The organism is Sphingobium sp. CR2-8, assembly GCF_035818615.1.
Classification (GTDB): domain Bacteria; phylum Pseudomonadota; class Alphaproteobacteria; order Sphingomonadales; family Sphingomonadaceae; genus Sphingobium.
Map to the genome: position 1 here is coordinate 1,810,433 of NZ_JAYKZY010000002.1, position 16,473 is coordinate 1,826,905.

16 protein-coding genes are annotated in these 16,473 nt (G+C 66.9%); 2 read left to right on the top strand and 14 right to left on the bottom strand.

Annotation, left to right across the window (positions count from 1 at the left end; all coding sequences use genetic code 11):
* Positions 1 to 17 precede the first annotated feature (17 nt).
* From U5A82_RS12755 to U5A82_RS12815, 13 genes are all read right to left on the bottom strand, one after another.
* Entirely contained in the window at positions 18 to 758 is a 741-nt protein-coding gene (locus U5A82_RS12755; RefSeq protein ID WP_326291239.1) for a prepilin peptidase, read from the bottom strand.
* Entirely contained in the window at positions 755 to 1,477 is a 723-nt protein-coding gene (locus U5A82_RS12760; RefSeq protein ID WP_326291240.1) for a type II secretion system protein N, read from the bottom strand. The genes U5A82_RS12755 and U5A82_RS12760 overlap by 4 nt, the downstream gene beginning before the upstream one ends.
* Positions 1,474 to 1,962, bottom strand: a complete 489-nt coding sequence (locus U5A82_RS12765) for a type II secretion system protein M (protein ID WP_326291241.1) — start codon at positions 1,960 to 1,962, stop codon at positions 1,474 to 1,476. Before U5A82_RS12765 ends, U5A82_RS12760 begins: the two co-directional genes overlap by 4 nt.
* Positions 1,959 to 3,080 carry a type II secretion system protein GspL gene (gspL, locus tag U5A82_RS12770; protein WP_326291242.1) on the bottom strand — a complete coding sequence of 374 codons (1,122 nt, stop codon included), beginning with the start codon at positions 3,078 to 3,080 and terminating at the stop codon, positions 1,959 to 1,961. Before gspL ends, U5A82_RS12765 begins: the two co-directional genes overlap by 4 nt.
* The gene (gene gspK, locus U5A82_RS12775; protein WP_326291243.1) at positions 3,077 to 4,084 is read right to left on the bottom strand and encodes a type II secretion system minor pseudopilin GspK; all 1,008 of its coding nucleotides are present in this window, start codon (positions 4,082 to 4,084) and stop codon (positions 3,077 to 3,079) included. The genes gspL and gspK overlap by 4 nt, the downstream gene beginning before the upstream one ends.
* Positions 4,077 to 4,862, bottom strand: coding sequence for a type II secretion system minor pseudopilin GspJ (gene gspJ / locus U5A82_RS12780; RefSeq protein ID WP_326291244.1), 786 nt, complete (start codon positions 4,860 to 4,862; stop codon positions 4,077 to 4,079). The genes gspK and gspJ overlap by 8 nt, the downstream gene beginning before the upstream one ends.
* Positions 4,862 to 5,266 carry a type II secretion system minor pseudopilin GspI gene (gene gspI / locus U5A82_RS12785; protein ID WP_326291245.1) on the bottom strand — a complete coding sequence of 135 codons (405 nt, stop codon included), beginning with the start codon at positions 5,264 to 5,266 and terminating at the stop codon, positions 4,862 to 4,864. Before gspI ends, gspJ begins: the two co-directional genes overlap by 1 nt.
* A 16-nt stretch (positions 5,267 to 5,282) precedes the next feature.
* Positions 5,283 to 5,777: a GspH/FimT family pseudopilin gene (locus U5A82_RS12790; protein ID WP_326292928.1), complete on the bottom strand. Its 495-nt coding sequence runs from the start codon at positions 5,775 to 5,777 to the stop codon at positions 5,283 to 5,285.
* 54 nt (positions 5,778 to 5,831) lie between these two features.
* Positions 5,832 to 6,293 carry a type II secretion system major pseudopilin GspG gene (gspG, locus tag U5A82_RS12795; protein ID WP_326291246.1) on the bottom strand — a complete coding sequence of 154 codons (462 nt, stop codon included), beginning with the start codon at positions 6,291 to 6,293 and terminating at the stop codon, positions 5,832 to 5,834.
* 73 nt (positions 6,294 to 6,366) lie between these two features.
* The gene (gspF, locus tag U5A82_RS12800; RefSeq protein WP_326291247.1) at positions 6,367 to 7,584 is read right to left on the bottom strand and encodes a type II secretion system inner membrane protein GspF; all 1,218 of its coding nucleotides are present in this window, start codon (positions 7,582 to 7,584) and stop codon (positions 6,367 to 6,369) included.
* Positions 7,577 to 9,064 carry a type II secretion system ATPase GspE gene (gene gspE, locus U5A82_RS12805; protein ID WP_326292929.1) on the bottom strand — a complete coding sequence of 496 codons (1,488 nt, stop codon included), beginning with the start codon at positions 9,062 to 9,064 and terminating at the stop codon, positions 7,577 to 7,579. The genes gspF and gspE overlap by 8 nt, the downstream gene beginning before the upstream one ends.
* A 152-nt stretch (positions 9,065 to 9,216) precedes the next feature.
* On the bottom strand, positions 9,217 to 11,451 hold the full coding sequence (gspD, locus tag U5A82_RS12810) for a type II secretion system secretin GspD (RefSeq protein ID WP_326291248.1): 2,235 nt from the start codon (positions 11,449 to 11,451) through the stop codon (positions 9,217 to 9,219).
* On the bottom strand, positions 11,448 to 12,308 hold the full coding sequence (locus U5A82_RS12815; protein ID WP_326291249.1) for a type II secretion system protein N: 861 nt from the start codon (positions 12,306 to 12,308) through the stop codon (positions 11,448 to 11,450). The genes gspD and U5A82_RS12815 overlap by 4 nt, the downstream gene beginning before the upstream one ends.
* A 174-nt stretch (positions 12,309 to 12,482) precedes the next feature.
* On the opposite strand from U5A82_RS12815, the gene U5A82_RS12820 reads away from it, so the two are divergent.
* Positions 12,483 to 13,118, top strand: a complete 636-nt coding sequence (locus tag U5A82_RS12820) for a prolyl hydroxylase family protein (protein ID WP_326291250.1) — start codon at positions 12,483 to 12,485, stop codon at positions 13,116 to 13,118.
* A 9-nt stretch (positions 13,119 to 13,127) separates the two neighbouring features.
* On the opposite strand, the gene U5A82_RS12825 is transcribed toward U5A82_RS12820, so the two are convergent.
* On the bottom strand, positions 13,128 to 14,555 hold the full coding sequence (locus tag U5A82_RS12825) for a CYTH and CHAD domain-containing protein (protein WP_326291251.1): 1,428 nt from the start codon (positions 14,553 to 14,555) through the stop codon (positions 13,128 to 13,130).
* Positions 14,556 to 14,802: 247 nt separating this feature from the next.
* On the opposite strand from U5A82_RS12825, the gene U5A82_RS12830 reads away from it, so the two are divergent.
* Positions 14,803 to 16,392: a hypothetical protein gene (locus U5A82_RS12830; RefSeq protein WP_326291252.1), complete on the top strand. Its 1,590-nt coding sequence runs from the start codon at positions 14,803 to 14,805 to the stop codon at positions 16,390 to 16,392.
* Positions 16,393 to 16,473 lie beyond the last annotated feature (81 nt).

A 16,473-nucleotide genomic window follows, 5' to 3' on the forward strand; every position in this document is an offset into this window, starting at 1 on the left:
GATAGCCTGCCGCCGCGTCACATCACGCGCAGGACGACGAGCCAGGCCGGCAATGCGGCAAGCGCGAGGAAGGTGCCGAGCGGCACATGGGCGGTGCGCCGTCTTGCCCGACCACTGGCCAGCATCACCATCAATCCCGATAGCGATGCGATGAGCAGGATGAAGGGCAGCGCCTGCCAGCCGAACCATGCGCCCAGCGCGCCGAGCAGCTTCGCGTCGCCCAATCCCAGACCGTCACGCCCACGCAGAACGCGGTAGCCAAGGGCGATCCCGACCAGCGCTGCGTAGCCGATCGCCGCGCCGATGATGCGATCGATGAGTATGACGTCGGTCGCCCACATGCCTGCGGTGAAGCCAATGAAGGCGAGCGGCAGGGTCAGGGCGTCCGGCAACCAGAAATGCCGCCAATCCAGTATCGCCAGCGTCAACAGCATCCAGCCCAACACGGCCCAGGCGACACCCCCAACATCGGCCGCGCCACCCAGCGCCAGCGCGCCGATGATCGCGCACGCGGCCTCCACCCGGCCATGCAAGGGATCAATCCGGGCGCCGCAGGTCCGGCACCGTCCGCGTTGCGCCATTGCGCTGAACAGGGGAATAAGATCACGCGCGCCCAGCGTTCGGCCGCAGCCGTCACAGGCCGATCGTCCACGCATGATGCTGCGCCCGGCGGGCCAGCGGAGGATCAGCGTGGCGAGAAAACTGCCCGCGATCGCGCCGGCCAGCGCACCGATCAGGGCCGCAACCGGCTGGATCACAATGTGCCTTCGGCCTTGAGCAACTGCACACCGTCCGAACCCGCAAAGCCCGCCTGCCCCAGCGTTGCGGCCAAGGTCGGATCGGCGGTTTCGACCCGCATCTCTGCCGTGTAGCGGCCCGATCGCCAGATGCGCAGGCTGATCTTTTCCATGCCGGACTGGCTCACCAGGGGCAGCAGCAGCGCGTCGCCATCGCAACTGACGACACCCGACAGGCCCTGGCTGAGGTTCAGGCCGGGAAACTGCCCCGCCATGCGCGCGCGGACGCGGCCTTCAGCATGGCCGCAGCGCTCGCCCGCATAATAGGCGCTCACATCCTCCAGCATCAGACTGCCGATCGGCAGCGGGGCGAAGGTCCGGCCAAGCGGCACCGCGCCGGTCACATCGTCCACGCCGATGCGCCCGAACCCGACGGTCAGCGCGCCGCTGATATCGTCGGCGAGGCCCTTGGTACGGGCGATGTCGAAACGGGCGCGGCCAACCAGCAGCGACAGGGGGGACAGGCCCGCGCGCACGCTGCCCATCGGCATCTCGCCCAACATCAACTGGTCGATCCGCCCGCTCCACACCGTCCCGCGCACATCCCGTGCGGCGATGCCCAACCGCTCAAGACCGGCCAGGCCCAGCGCCACCCGCATCGGCAGGAACAGCAGCATGCCAGCCAGAAGGGTCACGCCCAGGATGATCCGCATCCGCCGCGACAGGGACAGGCCCATCATTGGCCCGCGCCCCGCATCAGCACAGCCTGCACCGCGACGCTGCCAGCCGTGGCGGATGGTCGCGCGCTCATGGTTTCGACGCGAACGCCCTGCGCTTCCAGCGTCGCCAGCCAGGATAGCAGCGCAACCGGCCGTACGGAGGCAATGGCGATCTCCATCCGGTCGCTCCCTTGTGCCTGCGCCCTTTCGAGCGTCAGTCCCGCTTCGCCCGCGCTCTGGCCGACGAACTGGTCGACCGGCGTGGCCGGGCCGGTGGTGGTGGCATCGCGGGGCAAGGCCTTGAGCTGCTTCACCGCCGCGCGGACCGCCGCGTTGCGATCCGTCGCCGCCAGCAGCGTCTCGCGCGCACTGCGCTGCGCCCGGTCGAGCGGCATGGCGATGCCCAGCCACAGGATCACCAACGCCAGCAGCGCGAACATGACGCCCAGCATCCATTGTTCGCGGGTCGATCGTTCCGACCAATAGGTTGCCATTCGTTCCATCATGACCGCACCGTAATGTCCGCCAGCGTCCGCCCGCCCGGATCCTGCGAGGGCGTGGCCGTGATCGTGAAGCCCGCCGCCTGCAAGGCCAGCAGAACCAGATTGATGTCGTCCGCCTTGGCCGAAGCCAGGGTCGCGCGCACCATGCCGTCGGCATCGCGCGACAGGCTGGTCACCACCACGCCCGGCGCGTCCTGCATCGCGCTCAAAAGGCCCGCGACCGGCGCGGTGAAGGCGCGCGCGCCCGCGCCACGCGCTGCCAGCTTGCCCTCCATCTCGACCAGCGCCTGGGCCGGGTCGGTGGCGCCCAGCAGAACCTGTTGCGCCTGCGCCAGGCTTTCGCGATCCAGCCGACTCGCCTCCATATGCTGTTTGGCGATGCCGATCAGCGCGATCATCAGGCTGGCGAGCAGGATCAGGCCGCTCCATAGCGCGATACGCCCGACGGCGCGGCTGTCCACGGCCGCCCGCCGCACGCGCTTGGCGAAGTCGCCCTGCCGCATATCGAGCGGCGGCGCATCCAGCGCCGCGATCGCGCGCCCTTCGACCACACCGGCAGGCACATCCAGGATCGCCGCATCGCCGATCAACCCAGGCAGCGCCATGTCGGCGGTCAGCGTCAGATCCACACCGCGCAGCACGGTCTCGCCGCCGATCGCGCCGCGCGTGAAGCCTTCCTCCGGTTCCGGCAGCAGCAGGGGCGCAGGCATGATGATATCGGGGTCCAGCCCGTGATGCTGCGCCTGAAGCAGCCAATGTTGCATGTCGGCCCGGGCCGCCACCGCGACGATGTGCGGCCGCGCGGGATCGTCCTGCGCGTCGGCGACCGCAAACAGGTGGTCCGCCGGTACAAGCCCCCCGGCCAGTGCCGCCAGACGTGCCGCCGCCCGCCCCTGCCGCACGGGCAGGTCGGGATGAGTGGTCCAGTAAAGCGTCACCAAGGCCGCGGGCGGGACCAGCATCACGCGCGCCTGCGGCGGCAATTCTGCGATGCCGCAGGCCGCAAGCCAGTTCGCGCCCACGCCCGACTGCACCAGCGCGCCGTCCACGACGCGCATCCAGCGCGGCTCGGCGTCCGCCGCCTCGGCCAGAAAGACGATCAGCGCGTCAAGACTGCTCATGCGCCCGCCCCCCAGTTGCGGCGCACCAGCGTGGCCGGGCTTTGCCGCGCGTCGATCAGCGCCCGCTCCACTACCTGCGTTCCCCCGACATTCACCGACACGTCCACTCCGAAAAATCCCGTCGTCATCTTGACCTGCGCACTGACTTCCGCGTCCGGCGACAGGCCGACCAGCGACGGCGTCTGCCAGAACTGGTTCACGCTGCCGTAGCCGTCTGCTGGCCGCCGCGCCAGCAGTTGCCGCGCCTGCGCGACGGTCAATTGCCCCGGCAGCAGCATCGCAAACAGAGGCGCCTGCCCGGGGAGCAGCGTATTGATGTTGATCGGCGACAAATCCGTGACAGGCAGGGCGCAAATCCAGGGCCGCGCCAGATCATATATGGCGGGGCTGACGCCGCTGACCGCGCGCAATTCGCTGGCGTCCACCATCATGCGATTGGCGGCGCGATAAGGGCGTGCCATTTGGGCATAGGTTTCGTCCTCCGCCCCGCCCGGCTGCGGCACGCTGTCGGTATCGATCCAGTCGGCCAGGCTGGCGGCCGCGCCCTGCGCCTGCCCCGCATCGACGCCCAGCGCCTCCAGCAAAGCCTGAAATTGCAGCACGCCAATGGGGCGCAGCTTCAGGCTGGCGTCAGTCTCGCCGCTGACCACGCTGTTGAGGTTGAAGCAATTGCCCGCATCGGTCACGCGCGCCGTCGCCACGCCGCCCGGCAAGGGAATAGATTGCGGCGTACCCATCCATCCGCCCGCCAGCGTGATCTTTGCGGGGTTAGAGGCGGTGAGATCGGCGATGCGCAGCCGCGCCATCTCCGTCGCGGCGTCGGCATAGGCACGTCCCTGATCGACTGCGCCACCGTTGCCGGTCATCCGCGTCGCCAGCGCCACCCGCTCCAGCGCCGTCGCCGCCACCACCGCCATGACCGCGACCAGCAGCAATACGGTCAGCAGCGCCGCGCCGCGCTCGCTTCTATTTCTGGGGTCAGGCCTCTTGCGGGGATCAGACACCGGCCGCTCCTTGCGCCACGTCCAGCTTTTCCGGCGGACCGGGCGCGACCAGGAAACGCAGCATCACCGGCGGCTCGCCGGCGCGCGTTACCGTCATTTCGACCGCGCGCGGCAACAGGTCGGGCTGGGTCGGGGTCCAATCCTCCCGCCATTTGCCCTGTGCATCGCGGAACCGCAGCACCACCGCCTCGACATGATCGAGCAAGGCGGCGGGATCGTCCCCGGCCGCGCCATCCAATTGCGCATAGGTGCGCCGCTCCAGCCGCCCCTGCCGCACCCAATATTCCACCTTTTGCAGCGATGGCCGGGGCAGATCGCCCAGATTGTCCCATCCGCCGCGCACGAACTGCATCACCGGCTGGCTCTCACCCTCGCCATGCGCCCAGAAGGCAGGGGCCAACGTGCCCGCCTCGGTACGGGTGATGCGCGGCACCGCCTGCCCCAGGTCGCCTGCCAGCGCGCCGCCCGCTCTTTGGATCGCGGCCATATCATCCAGCCGCGCCTTGATCTGCGCCTGCGCCGACACGCTGTTGCCCAGCAGCAGCACGCCCGCGCTCGCCAGCATGGCGAAGATCATCAGCGCGACGAGCAGTTCGATCAGCGTGAAGCCGTGTTCGGCGGAACGCGCGTGATACGTGAAGCCGTGTTCGGCGGAACGCGCTTGAGACGTGAAGCCCTGCTCTCCCCTCTCCCCGTTCGGTTCGAACCTGTCGAGCACAGGGGCACGCGCAATGGTTCTCGACAGGCTCGAACCGAACGGATTAAGTGACGAGGCCATCACTCCACCACCCGCACGAAGCTCAGGACCACAGGCGACGCGCCGGGCTGGCCGTCGACGGTCAGGTCCACCTGCAACAGCCGCTGGTCGTCCGTGGGCTTGACGGTGCGGCTCCAGTGCCAGCGCCGCCCGCCATTGTCCGCTTGCCCCTCTTCCTGGCCGACCGAAGGCGTCAGGGGATCGGTCTGCGTCTCCACCATCAGGTTGCGCGCGACGATCTGGCCCAGCGCCTTGCTGTCGAGGTCGGCGGCGGTTCGCAAGGTCACGCCCTGTAACCGCACCAGCGCCAATGCGGCGAGGCTGAACACGGCAAGCGCGACCAGCATTTCCAGCAACGTGAAGCCGTGTTCGGCGGAACGCTGAAAAGACGTAAAGCCGTGTTCGGCGGAACGCTTTGAAAGCATGAAGCCATGTTTGCGCCTATCCACCGACCATGACCTTTCCCGCCATGTCGACCGTCACGGACACGCGCTCGCCTTCGCGCGCCAGCGTCACGGTCAGCGGATCGGTCGGCAGGCCCGTGCCGTCGAAGCCGATCTGCTGCCGCCCATCCTTGCCCACCAGCGCGCGAGTGCCGCTTTTCCAGTTGGCGGTCACGAAGGGCTTGTCCTGCAGCGTGACCCATTGCCCGCCCTCGCGGCGCTGAAAGCCATAGCCGGAGGCCGACACCCACAGGCCCATTGGGCGCGCAGTCACGACCGCTTCGTCGCGCGCGGCGGCAACGCGCGCGGCAAAGCGGTCGGCATCATCGATCACGCGCCCGCGCGGATCAGGGATCGCCATGACGACGGCAGCGGAAATGAAACCGATGATCGTCAGCACGACCATCAGTTCGATCAGCGTGAAGCCCTGTTGGGCGGAACGCGCAAAGGCATTGAAGCCACGTTCGCACGTCCGCGAGCGCGCCCGGCGCAGGCCGGGGCCCAGTGTCTATCGAACTGCGGACCCCGGCCTGCGCCGGAGAACCAGTCACAACTCGCTGGAATAGATATCCGCATTTTCTTGATCTCCGCCCGGCTGGCCATCCGCGCCCAGCGAACTGATGTCGAACGCGCCCTTGCGGCCCGGCACGGTGTAGACATAGGCGCGGCCCCACGGATCGTCGGGCAGCTTCTTGATATAGCCGCCGCGGCGATAGCGCTGCGGCTGGGCGAGGGATGCCGGAGGATTGAGCAGCGCCTGCAACCCGTCCGATCCGGCCGGATAGGTCAGATTGTCGAGCCGATACTGCTCCAGCGCCTGTTCGATGGTGGCGATGTCGGCCTTCGCCTTTTCGACGCGCGCCGTGTCGGTTGCAGGAATGACATTGATCGCCACGATCGTCGCCAACAAGCCGATGATGACGATGACGACCATCAGTTCGACCAGGGTGAAGCCCTCTTCTCCCGACCGCTGGTCACCGTTCGCCCTGAGCCTGTCGAAGGGCTTCATTGTCTTTGGCGAAAGAACAGGGCTTCGACAAGCTCAGCCCGAACGGATTTCAACATGCGCATATTCAACTCCTTCAAGCCCCGGTGAGGCTTTGCAGCTGCAGGATCGGCAGCAGGATGGACAGGATGATGACGGCGACGATGCCGCCCATCGCGATGATGATGACCGGCTCCAGCATGGCGAGCGCGGTGGAGGTGAAGCTGTCGAACTCCCGCTCCAGATAGTCGGCCGCGCGCTCCAGCATGGTGTCGAGCCGCCCGGCGCTTTCACCGCTCGCCGCCAGATAGACCAGAAGCGGCGGGAACACGCCGGCCCGGCGGAGCGCCGCCGACAGGCTGCCGCCGCCCCGGATCGCTTCCACGATCTCGTCCGACGCCTTGCGCAGCACCCGGTTGTGGACGGTGTTCGCCGTCAGCGTCAGCCCCTCCATCAGCGGCAGGCGGCTGGCAACCATGGTGGACAACGTCCGCGCCATCCGCGCGGCATGAAGGTCGCGGATCAACCGGCCCAGCAGCGGCAGGCCCAGCAGCATCGCATCGAACCGATAGCGAAAGCCGTCATTTTGCAACGCCCGCCAGAAGCCGACGCCCCCCAGCACCATCAGGATCAGCAACAGCCACCAATAGGCGGCCAGGAAAGCGGACACGGCCATCACGATCCGCGTCAGCAGTGGCAATTCCTGCCCCACCGTGTCGAACTGCTCGACCACCTTGGGCACGACGAAGATCATCAGCGCCGCGACCACGAACACGGCGAAGGTCGCCAGCACCGAGGGATAAGCGATCGCGGTCAGCACCTTGGAGCGCATCAGCGCCTGCCGCTCCATCAGATCGGACAATCGTTCCATGATCGTCGGCAGGCTGCCGGAGCTTTCACCGGCGGAAATCATCGCGCGATAGAGCGGTGGGAAGCTTTTGGGTTCCGCGCCCAGCGCGTCGGCCAGACGCCGCCCTTCCATGACCCCGCCATGCACCTTGCCCACGATCGCACGGACATGATCCTGCTCGCTCTGGCGGCCGATGGTGCGCAACGATTCCTCCAGCGGGCTGACCTGGGTCAGCGTCGCCAACTGGCGGGTGAAGAGCGTCAGTTCCTTGGGGCTGAGGCGCGGCGTGCGCAGCGACAGGCCCGCTCGCTGGCGCGCCGTTTCCACCGCGCCCGGCTCGATCCGCACGATGAACATCTTGCGCGCATCCAGCTTGGCGCGGGCATCCTCGATCGTTGCGGCCTTGATACTGCCGCTGCGCTCCCGGCCCGTAGGATCGATGACGCTATAGTCGAAATCAGCCATCGGCGATGGTTTCCGCATCCACCGTGTCGCGGCGCGATACGCGGATCGCCTCCTCCGCCGTGGTCTGCCCGTCGCGCACCAGCGCGCGCGCGGCCGACCCCAGATTGGGCGCGTTCAGGAAAGCGTGGCGCGCGATCAGCGATTCATCGCCCCCGTCATTGATCAGGCGGCGGATCGTATCGTCCACCCGGATCGCCTCGAACACGCCGATCCGCCCCTTATAGCCGGTGCCATTGCACTCGGTGCAACCGCGCGCCTTGTAGATGATCGTGCCGGGGTCGAAACCCAGCAGCGCACTGGCCGACTTGTCCGCCTGCACCGGCTCGCGGCAATGCTGGCACAGACGCCGCACCAGCCGCTGGGCGATCACGGCGCGCAGCGTGGACGCCATCAGGAAGGGTTCGACCCGCATGTCGCGCATCCGCGTGATCGCGCCGACAGCATCGTTGGTATGGACGGTCGACAGCACCAGATGCCCGGTCAGCGACGCCTGCACCGCGATCTCTGCCGTTTCCCGGTCGCGGATTTCGCCGACCATCACGACATCGGGGTCCTGCCGCAGGATCGCGCGCAGCCCGGCCGCGAAGGTCAGTCCGACCTTGGCATTGACCTGGGTCTGGCCGACACCCTCCATCGCATATTCGACCGGGTCTTCGACGGTCAGGATATTGCGGCTGCCATCGTTCAACTGACGCAGTCCGGCATAAAGCGTCGTCGTCTTGCCCGAACCCGTCGGCCCCGTGACCAGGATGATGCCGTTGGGTTCGCTCAATCCTTCGCGGAAGATGCGATCGGGCGTGCCGGTCATGCCCAGCAGGTCGAGCGTGATCCCGGCATTTTCCTTGTCCAGGATACGCAGCACCACCCGCTCGCCCGCGCGGCTGGGCAGCGTCGATACGCGGACGTCGAGCAGCTTGCCGCCCAGCGTCAGGCCGATGCGCCCATCCTGCGGCACGCGCCGTTCGGCGATGTCGAGCCGCGCCATCACCTTGATGCGGCTGACGACCACCGGCGCGACATGCGGCGGCATGCGCAGCGTTTCGCGCAACACACCGTCCACGCGCATGCGCACGATCAGGCCGGTTTCATAGGGTTCGATGTGGATATCCGACACGCCCTGCCGCGCGGCTTCGGCGATGATGCCATTGATCAGGCGGATGGCGGGCGCATCGTCTGCACTGTCGAGCAGATCGTCGGCAGTCGGGATGTCGGCGGCAAGGATGTCCAGTTCATCCGCGCCGACCTCCAGCGACCCAGCCATGGCCGCCGCGCTGCCCTCCATCGCATAATGGTTGGACAGGTGCCGGTCGAACTGCGCCGGTTCGACGAAGATCACGTCGAAACTGCGCGCCAGATGGCGGCGTACCTCCAGCAGGATGCGCGGGTCGCTGCCTTCGCGCACGGCAATGGCCAGGCGGTCCCCCTCCACCGGCAGCATGACGACGCCATGCTTGCGCGCGAAGACATAGGGAATGTCGATGGGGCGGGGGGCGGCAGGATGGGACCCGCCACCAACGGAACGTCACTCACACCAACCCCCGTTCAGGCTGAGCTTGTCGAAGCCCTCGCCTTCTTGAAGAAAAGGACCATCCTTCGACACGCTCAGGATGAGCGGATGGAGAGGACGGCGCGTCACTTGCGCGCTCCACTCGCCGGTATCTCGACCGGCCGCACCACGCCGCTCGATTGACGGACGGTCGGCTCGATGACCTGCGTGGGAGCCACCGCACCGGCGACCGGGGCCACCACCGCATCGCCGGGCTGTACCGCGACCGGCGGCTGCGCGCCCATATAGTCGCGCACCAGCTCGTCTATCGTCGGCTCCATGTCGGGATTGCGCTGCAACTGCATGCCCCGGACGTAGCCGTAGCGCTGCTGCGTCAGCCGCTGGGCGTCTTCCTTGGTCCGCAATATGGTCGGGCGGATGAAGACCATCAGGTTGGTCTTGGACCGGCTGCGGCTGCGCGACTTGAACAATTCGCCCAGGCCGGGAATATCGGACAGCAGCGGAATGCGCTCGATCGTCTTGCGCTCGTTATCGTCCAGCAGGCCCCCCAGCGCCAATATCTCGCCATCGTCCACGGTAACGGTCGTCTCGATCTCGCGCTTGTTGATGATGAGGTCGCTGCTAGAGTTGCTGACCGGCCCCGCCACGCTCGACACTTCCTGCTTCAGGAACAGCTTGATCGCGCCGCCGGTATTGATCTGCGGCTTCACCTCCAGCTTGATGCCGACATCCTGCCGCTGGACGGTGCGGAACTGGTTGTCGAAATTCTGGCTCAGCGCTTCGCCCGTCGTCACCGGCACCTGCTGGCCGACCAAAATCGACGCCTTCTGATTGTCCAGCGTCATGACCGACGGCGTGGACAGGAGGTTGCTTTCCGTGTCGGATTTCACCGCATTGATGATCGCGCCGAAAATGCCGTTCTTGCCGATCTGCGTGCCCAGGCCCCCGATGATCCCGGTCGCGCTTTGCAGGCTGTTGATCGCCGCCTGTTGCAGCGTGCTCGCCAGCTCGCCGCTATTCTGCACTTCGGTCGTGGTCCGCGTACCGTCGGGCGCGACGACGGTCGTCGTTGTCGTACCAAGCTGCGTCGCGCCATAGGCCCCGGCCAGCGTCAGCAGATTGGGCGACGCATTGCTGTAGTTGGTCGCGGCAAAGCCGGTCGACGTGCTGCCGATCAGGAATTGCACGCCCAGCTTCTTGGCCGCCGCGTCGCTGATTTCTACGATGATCGCCTCGACCAATACCTGTTCGCGCCGCGTGTCGACCTGACGGATCGTTTCGCCCAGCATCCGCTGCACGTCGCTGTTGGCCGCCACGATGATCGCGTTCGCGCCTTCGTAGCGGGTTACGATCGCGGGGCCGCGCGTCGATATGCCGCCCCCGCTGGAGGAGGCGGAGGCGGATGCCGCCGCGACCGGCGCGGCCGCCTGCGAAGCGGGCGCGGCGCTCGCCCCGCCTGCTGCCGGGGTAGAGGCCGTCACGGGCTGGCTGGTCGATTGGCCGACCAGCTGCTGCAAGACGGGCAACAGCTTCTCCGCATCGGCATGTTCCAGCCAATAGACCCGGATTTCCGTGCCGCTCGCCGCCTGCTGGTCCAGTTGACGGGCCATCGCGACAAGACGCGCGACCGTGCCGGCATCGCCCCGGATCGCGACGGCGTTGCTGCTGTCGATCGGCACCACGGTCGCATCGGACGGCGCGGCATTCTCGCCGCCGCCCTTGCTAGCCACCAGCGCCTGGAGCGAGGTCGCGATTTCGCGCGCGCCTGCATTTTTCAGCATCACCATCTGCGTGGCGGACGTGTCGCGATCGATCCGGGCGATCACCTGCCGGATGCGCGCGATATTGTCGGCATAGTCGGCCACGACCACGCTGTTGCCTGCGCGGTTGGCCGTGACGGAGCCTTCCTTGCTTACCAGCGGGCGCAGCGTTTCCAGCGCGCTCGCCGCATCGATGGAGCGCAGGCGAAACACCTCCGTCACGAAGCTGTTGCGGTTGGCCGCGCTGCCCACGCTGCTGGGCTGGCCCGCCGCGCCATCGGCGGGCTGGATGCGGTAGGCCCCGCCCGGCGCGGGTACGGCGACCAGACCGTTGGCGCGCAGGGTCGACAGCACGATCTCGAAATATTCGGACCGGGACAGGGGGCGATCGGTCACGACCGAAACCTTCCCCTGCACCTTGTTGTCGATGATGAAGGTGCGCCCCGTCACCCGCGCGGCATCCTGGATGAAGGCGCGGATATCGGCGTCGCGCACGTTCAGCGTCTGTTGCGCCTGCAGCGGCGCGGCGATCGGCGTGGCCAGGGCCAGAATGCAGACAATCGGGGCCGTGGCGGCGGTAAGGAGGAATTTGCGGGTCATGGGCCTTGCACTATGATGTTGACCGATGCGACGGCGGCGCCGCGCTCTACGGTCAGGGACAGGCGCGCGCCGGGCGCGATCTGGTTCTGAAGGGTCTGGAGATCGCCGGTCGATCCGATCGGCTGGCCATTGACCTGCGTCACGACGTCGCCGGGCCGGAAGCCGACGCCGGTAAAGCCCGGCCCCTTGGACAGGACGGCCAGGCCGGTGACGCGGCCATTCTGCAACCGGGGGGCAAAGCCGATATCGCGTTTCAGGCTGTCGACGGTCGGCCCGGCCGCTGGCGCTGCGGGCGGTGGCGGAGCAGCGCTTTGCCAGCCCTCGCCGGAAGAGGGCGGCGCGGCTTCGGGCGCGGGGGTCGACTGGTCGATGAAAATCTGTTCTTCCGCCCCGCCGCGATCGATCGTGACATGGTCGAAGGCGACGGCTTTCAGCACGACACCGGGCATGATCTCGTCACCCACGGCAAAGCTGTTCTGCACCCCATCGGGCGACGCGATGATGGCGGATCCCAGCCCAGACCCTTCGTTCAGTCGCACGCCATACAGCGTCAGCGCGAGCGACGTGACGACGCCGCTGCCTGCCTGTTGCGGCGCACCGGTGCGGAAGAAGGGATCGAAGCTGGCGAAGAGCGCCTGACGCGCGCCGGGGGACAAGAGCTGCGCCTGCCGCCCTTCCCACGGACCGAAGCTGCCGACCGGTGCGACGACCGTCCACACCAGCCGCACCAGTTGGAGCGCCAGCAGGACCAGCAATAAGCGCTCGAACACCGCCAGCCAATCGATCGACGGCGCAGGTCGATCGCGCCTGAAGCCGCGTCCCAGACTTCGCAGATTATGGCCCAATGGCACCCGCATGATGGTGAAAAACGCCCCCGATATGTGTCAGGGTCAGCTAGGCCTGCGATCTTACCACCGAATGACATTTATATGACTGTAATATGACATGGGTATCGCAGCTTGCATTTCGCAGATGGCGCGATAGCAACGGCGCCGTCTTCGCTACATTCCCCGTTTCATTCGAGTGTTTCCATGACGGCCCCCGATATAGACGCCGACCCGGCCCGGATCGCGGCGCATTCCCGCATCCAACGCGTGCCGAGCAAGGAATTGACGCTGTTCATCCAGCGCGATTTCCTGAACGGGCAGGAATGTGCGGCGCTGGTCGCCCTGATCGATGCAAAGCGCCGCCCGTCCACCATCGCGGACGCCAATGGCGACGGCTATTTCCGCACCAGCGAAACCTGCGATCTCGACCATGCCGAACCCTTCGTCGCTGCGATCAATGCCCGGCTGGACGATTTCGTCGGCATCGCCACCGCCCATGGCGAACCAATTCAGGGTCAGCGCTATGATGTGGGGCAGGAATTCAAGGCGCATACCGATTATTTCGACCCGAAGGGCGCGGACTATGCCCGCTATTGTTCGGTGGCGGGCAATCGCACCTGGACGCTGATGGTCTATCTCGACCAACCGGCGGCAGGCGGCGCGACCCGCTTTACGAAGATCGGCAAGACGGTGCAGCCCGAAAGCGGTAAGCTGCTCGCCTGGAACAATCGGATCGCGTCGGGCCAGCCGAACCCGGCCAGCATCCATCATGGCATGAAGGTGCGGTCGGGGGTGAAGCATGTCATCACCAAATGGTATCGCGAGCGCCCCTGGGGCTGAACGCAAAGATCAGGCCCAGAAGCGCCGAGCGTCCACGAAGTCGGCATGGGCGTGGGCGGCGGATGACAGCAATGTGGCCTTGTCGCCTTCTCCAGCCGCCATCTCCAGTCCATGGCGCGCCAAGGTCGCAGGGACATTGACCAGATCGTTGAGCGCGCCCAGCGCGTCCTGCATCCTTTCCAGCTTGCCCACGAACGCCCTGTGCCGACGGCGCGCCTTCTTGCCCTCGAACAATGCACCAAAATATTCGGCGCCATAACGCAGCTTCTTGGCATCCTTGCGCACGCCGTGGCGCGCCGCATCGCTCAGCCGCTTCATGCCCTTGCCCCGTTTCGCGATCCGCTTGCGCAACTTGCGCAACCGCTCCGCCGCGAAGGGCGCGGCCGGTCGATCGGCCGATGGCAATAGCCCGGCGCCATCCGCCAGCCATTCCGCCAGATCGATCAGCAGCATGCGCACACGCGCCGACGCCAGCCATTGCATCACCCGGTCGCGCGCGACGCCATGCGCCGCCTCCAGCGCCTGCCGCTGTGCAGCGTCCGTCACACGCACCGCCAGCACGTCCAGGTCGCGAGCGTCGCCCATGATGCCGGCCAACCAGCGCAACTCGTCCTGAAATCGTGCGACATCCTCCGTGCGCAGCAGCGGCTTGAACAGGGTCAGGGCCGTGCGCAGGCGGCGGATCGCCACCCGTGCCTGATGCAGGGCTTCGGGCGCGTAGCCGTCGAGCAGCAACGCCTCGTTCAAGCGATAATGGCGCAGGCACAGGGCGACGATCTGCCGGAATGCTGCACCGATGGAAACGTCGGGGTCCAGCGCCACCCGTTCCGCCTTATAGGCGGACGGCAGCGCATCGGTCAGCCGATAGCCGCGTTCCGACTTGCTCAGCACGCCTGGCCGCACCGCGATGTCCGCGTCGATCCGCCGGGCCAGCGCAAACAGCGCGGCGGGCGCGCCCGACTTCAATTCCAGTTCGATTTCGCAAATCACCTGTTCACGGCCGCCCGCGCGCACCACCCCCTGATCCAGCACCAGTTCGATCACGGCGTCGTCCTGCGACACCAGCCAGGTGCGGCGCTGCACCTCAACCTCGAAGACGGGGGCGATATCCGCCACCGCTGCGCCCAGCAGCGCCGCGACGGGCGTGCTGTCGTCGAGTATCGGGATACTGCCGCGCACCGGCCTCTCCCACTCGTCACGGCTGAACAGCCCAGCGCCACCCTGTCCGTTCGCCTTGACGGTCTGGATGCGGCGACGGCCCGACCGGCGAATGCGCAGGCTTACGCCATGCTCCGCCAATCGGTGATCGGGTGTGTCGAAATAGGTGGCCAGCAGCGTGGCCTTTTCGCTTTCCAGCGCCTGGAGCGGCGGCCAGGTCGCAAACAGGTCTGCCGATTGCGGCGACAGGTCCAGTTTCAGTTCGATTTCCGGTTGCAAGCCTTGCTCCTGCCAGCGCCCCCGTCGACGGCATGCTCCTTAGCATGGTCCAGCCCGATCATGAAAATGCAAACCATGTCTCTGAACTGTCATATCAATGACCCGCCATTGTCACAGAAGCAGCATCACCATGTCATCTACCGCGCCTAACTGCCCGCTTCGAGGGCGACAGGGGGCGTTGTCCGAATCGAAATTCCCCTGCGCTCCGCACATCAACCATACCGGCGAGCACCGGAGCGGAGACGACATGGCCAAGATTAACCGTATCCAAACGATCCTGATGGCGAGCTGCGCCTGCGTGGGCCTGAGCGCCTGCGGCGCCGACGACATCGCTTCGCCGGGCGAAGGCACGATCGTCATTCCGGCTCCGACGCCGACGCCAACCCCCACGCCGACCCCCACGCCCACGCCGACCCCGACCGCCGTGACCCCCGCCGCCAGCTGCCCGACGATCGCTGGCCCCGTCCAGCTGACCGACGCCGGCACCATCACGGACGGCACCAACACCTGGCGCAATTGCGCCTTCCCAGCGCGCTTCACCGCCTCGACCGCCATCTCCAAGCAGGCCGGCGTGATCTATTCGATGCCGGGCCGCGTCGATGTCGGCACCGATCAGGGCGCCAGCAGCACCGGCAACAATGTCACGCTGACGATCGATCCGGGCGTCACCATCTTCGCCGCCACCGGCAACACCTTCCTGGCCGTCAACCGTGGCAACCGCATCAGCGCCGTCGGCACCGCGACCCAGCCGATCGTCTTCACCAGCCGTGAAAACGTGCTGGGCACCAGCACCGACCAGTCGTCGGGCCAGTGGGGCGGCGTCGTGCTGCTCGGCCGCGCGCGCATCACCGACTGTCTTGCGCCTGCCGCCGCTCCGGGCACGGCAGCGTGCGAACGCGACACCGAAGGCGCCAGCGGCGCGCTCTATGGCGGTATCGACGACGCCGACAATTCGGGCCGCATGTCCTATGTCCAGATCCGCTATTCGGGCTTCGTCCTGTCGGGTTCCAGCGAGTTGCAGGGCCTGACCCCCTCGGGCGTCGGCACCGGCACGCAGCTGGACCATATCCAGGTGCACAACAGCTCGGACGACGGCATCGAAATCTTCGGCGGCTCGGTCCACCCGCGCTACCTGGTCCTGACCGGCAACGAAGACGACAATCTCGACACGGACATGGGCTATCGCGGCACCGTCCAGTTCCTGCTGAGCATCCAGCGCGCGAACAATGACATCGGCGACGCCTTCCTCGAAACCGATTCGAACGGTGGCACCAACAGCAACGCCAGCGAAGACGCCCTGCCGCGTCAGTATCTGAAGGTCGCCAACTTCACCGCCATCAACCGCTCGACCACCGGGTCGAACGGTGCGGCCATGCTGCTGCGCGGCGGCGCGGACCTGGCGCTGGTCAACGGCATCATCGTCAGCCCGACCCAGAGCTGCCTGCGCATCGACAGCGCGCCGACCGTCCGCGACGCCGACACGGCGCTTCAGGATGCCGGCAAGCCGCGCTACATCTCGGTCGTGATGCAGTGCAACAGCACTCCGTACAAGGGCAGCCGCGGCGTCGACCCCACGGTCGTGCAGTCGATCTTCGAAGCCGGCCCGAACAGCACGATCAGCTACACCCCGTCGCTGACCAGCCTGTTCATCAACGGCGCGACCGAAACCGCCCGCACCGCCGTCGACCCCAAGACCATCGACAGCAACTTCGCCACCACCAACTATATCGGTGCGGTGAAGGACAGCAGCGACACCTGGTATGCCGGCTGGACCTGCAACTCGGTCACCGCCAGCTTCGGCACGACCAGCGGCAACTGCACCGTCATTCCGCGCTGATCGGCACCTGACCTCAACAGGGGCGGGGGAGCGTGCGTTGCGCTTCCCCGCCTTCTTTGCACTGAATTTTCCCAAGGGGGA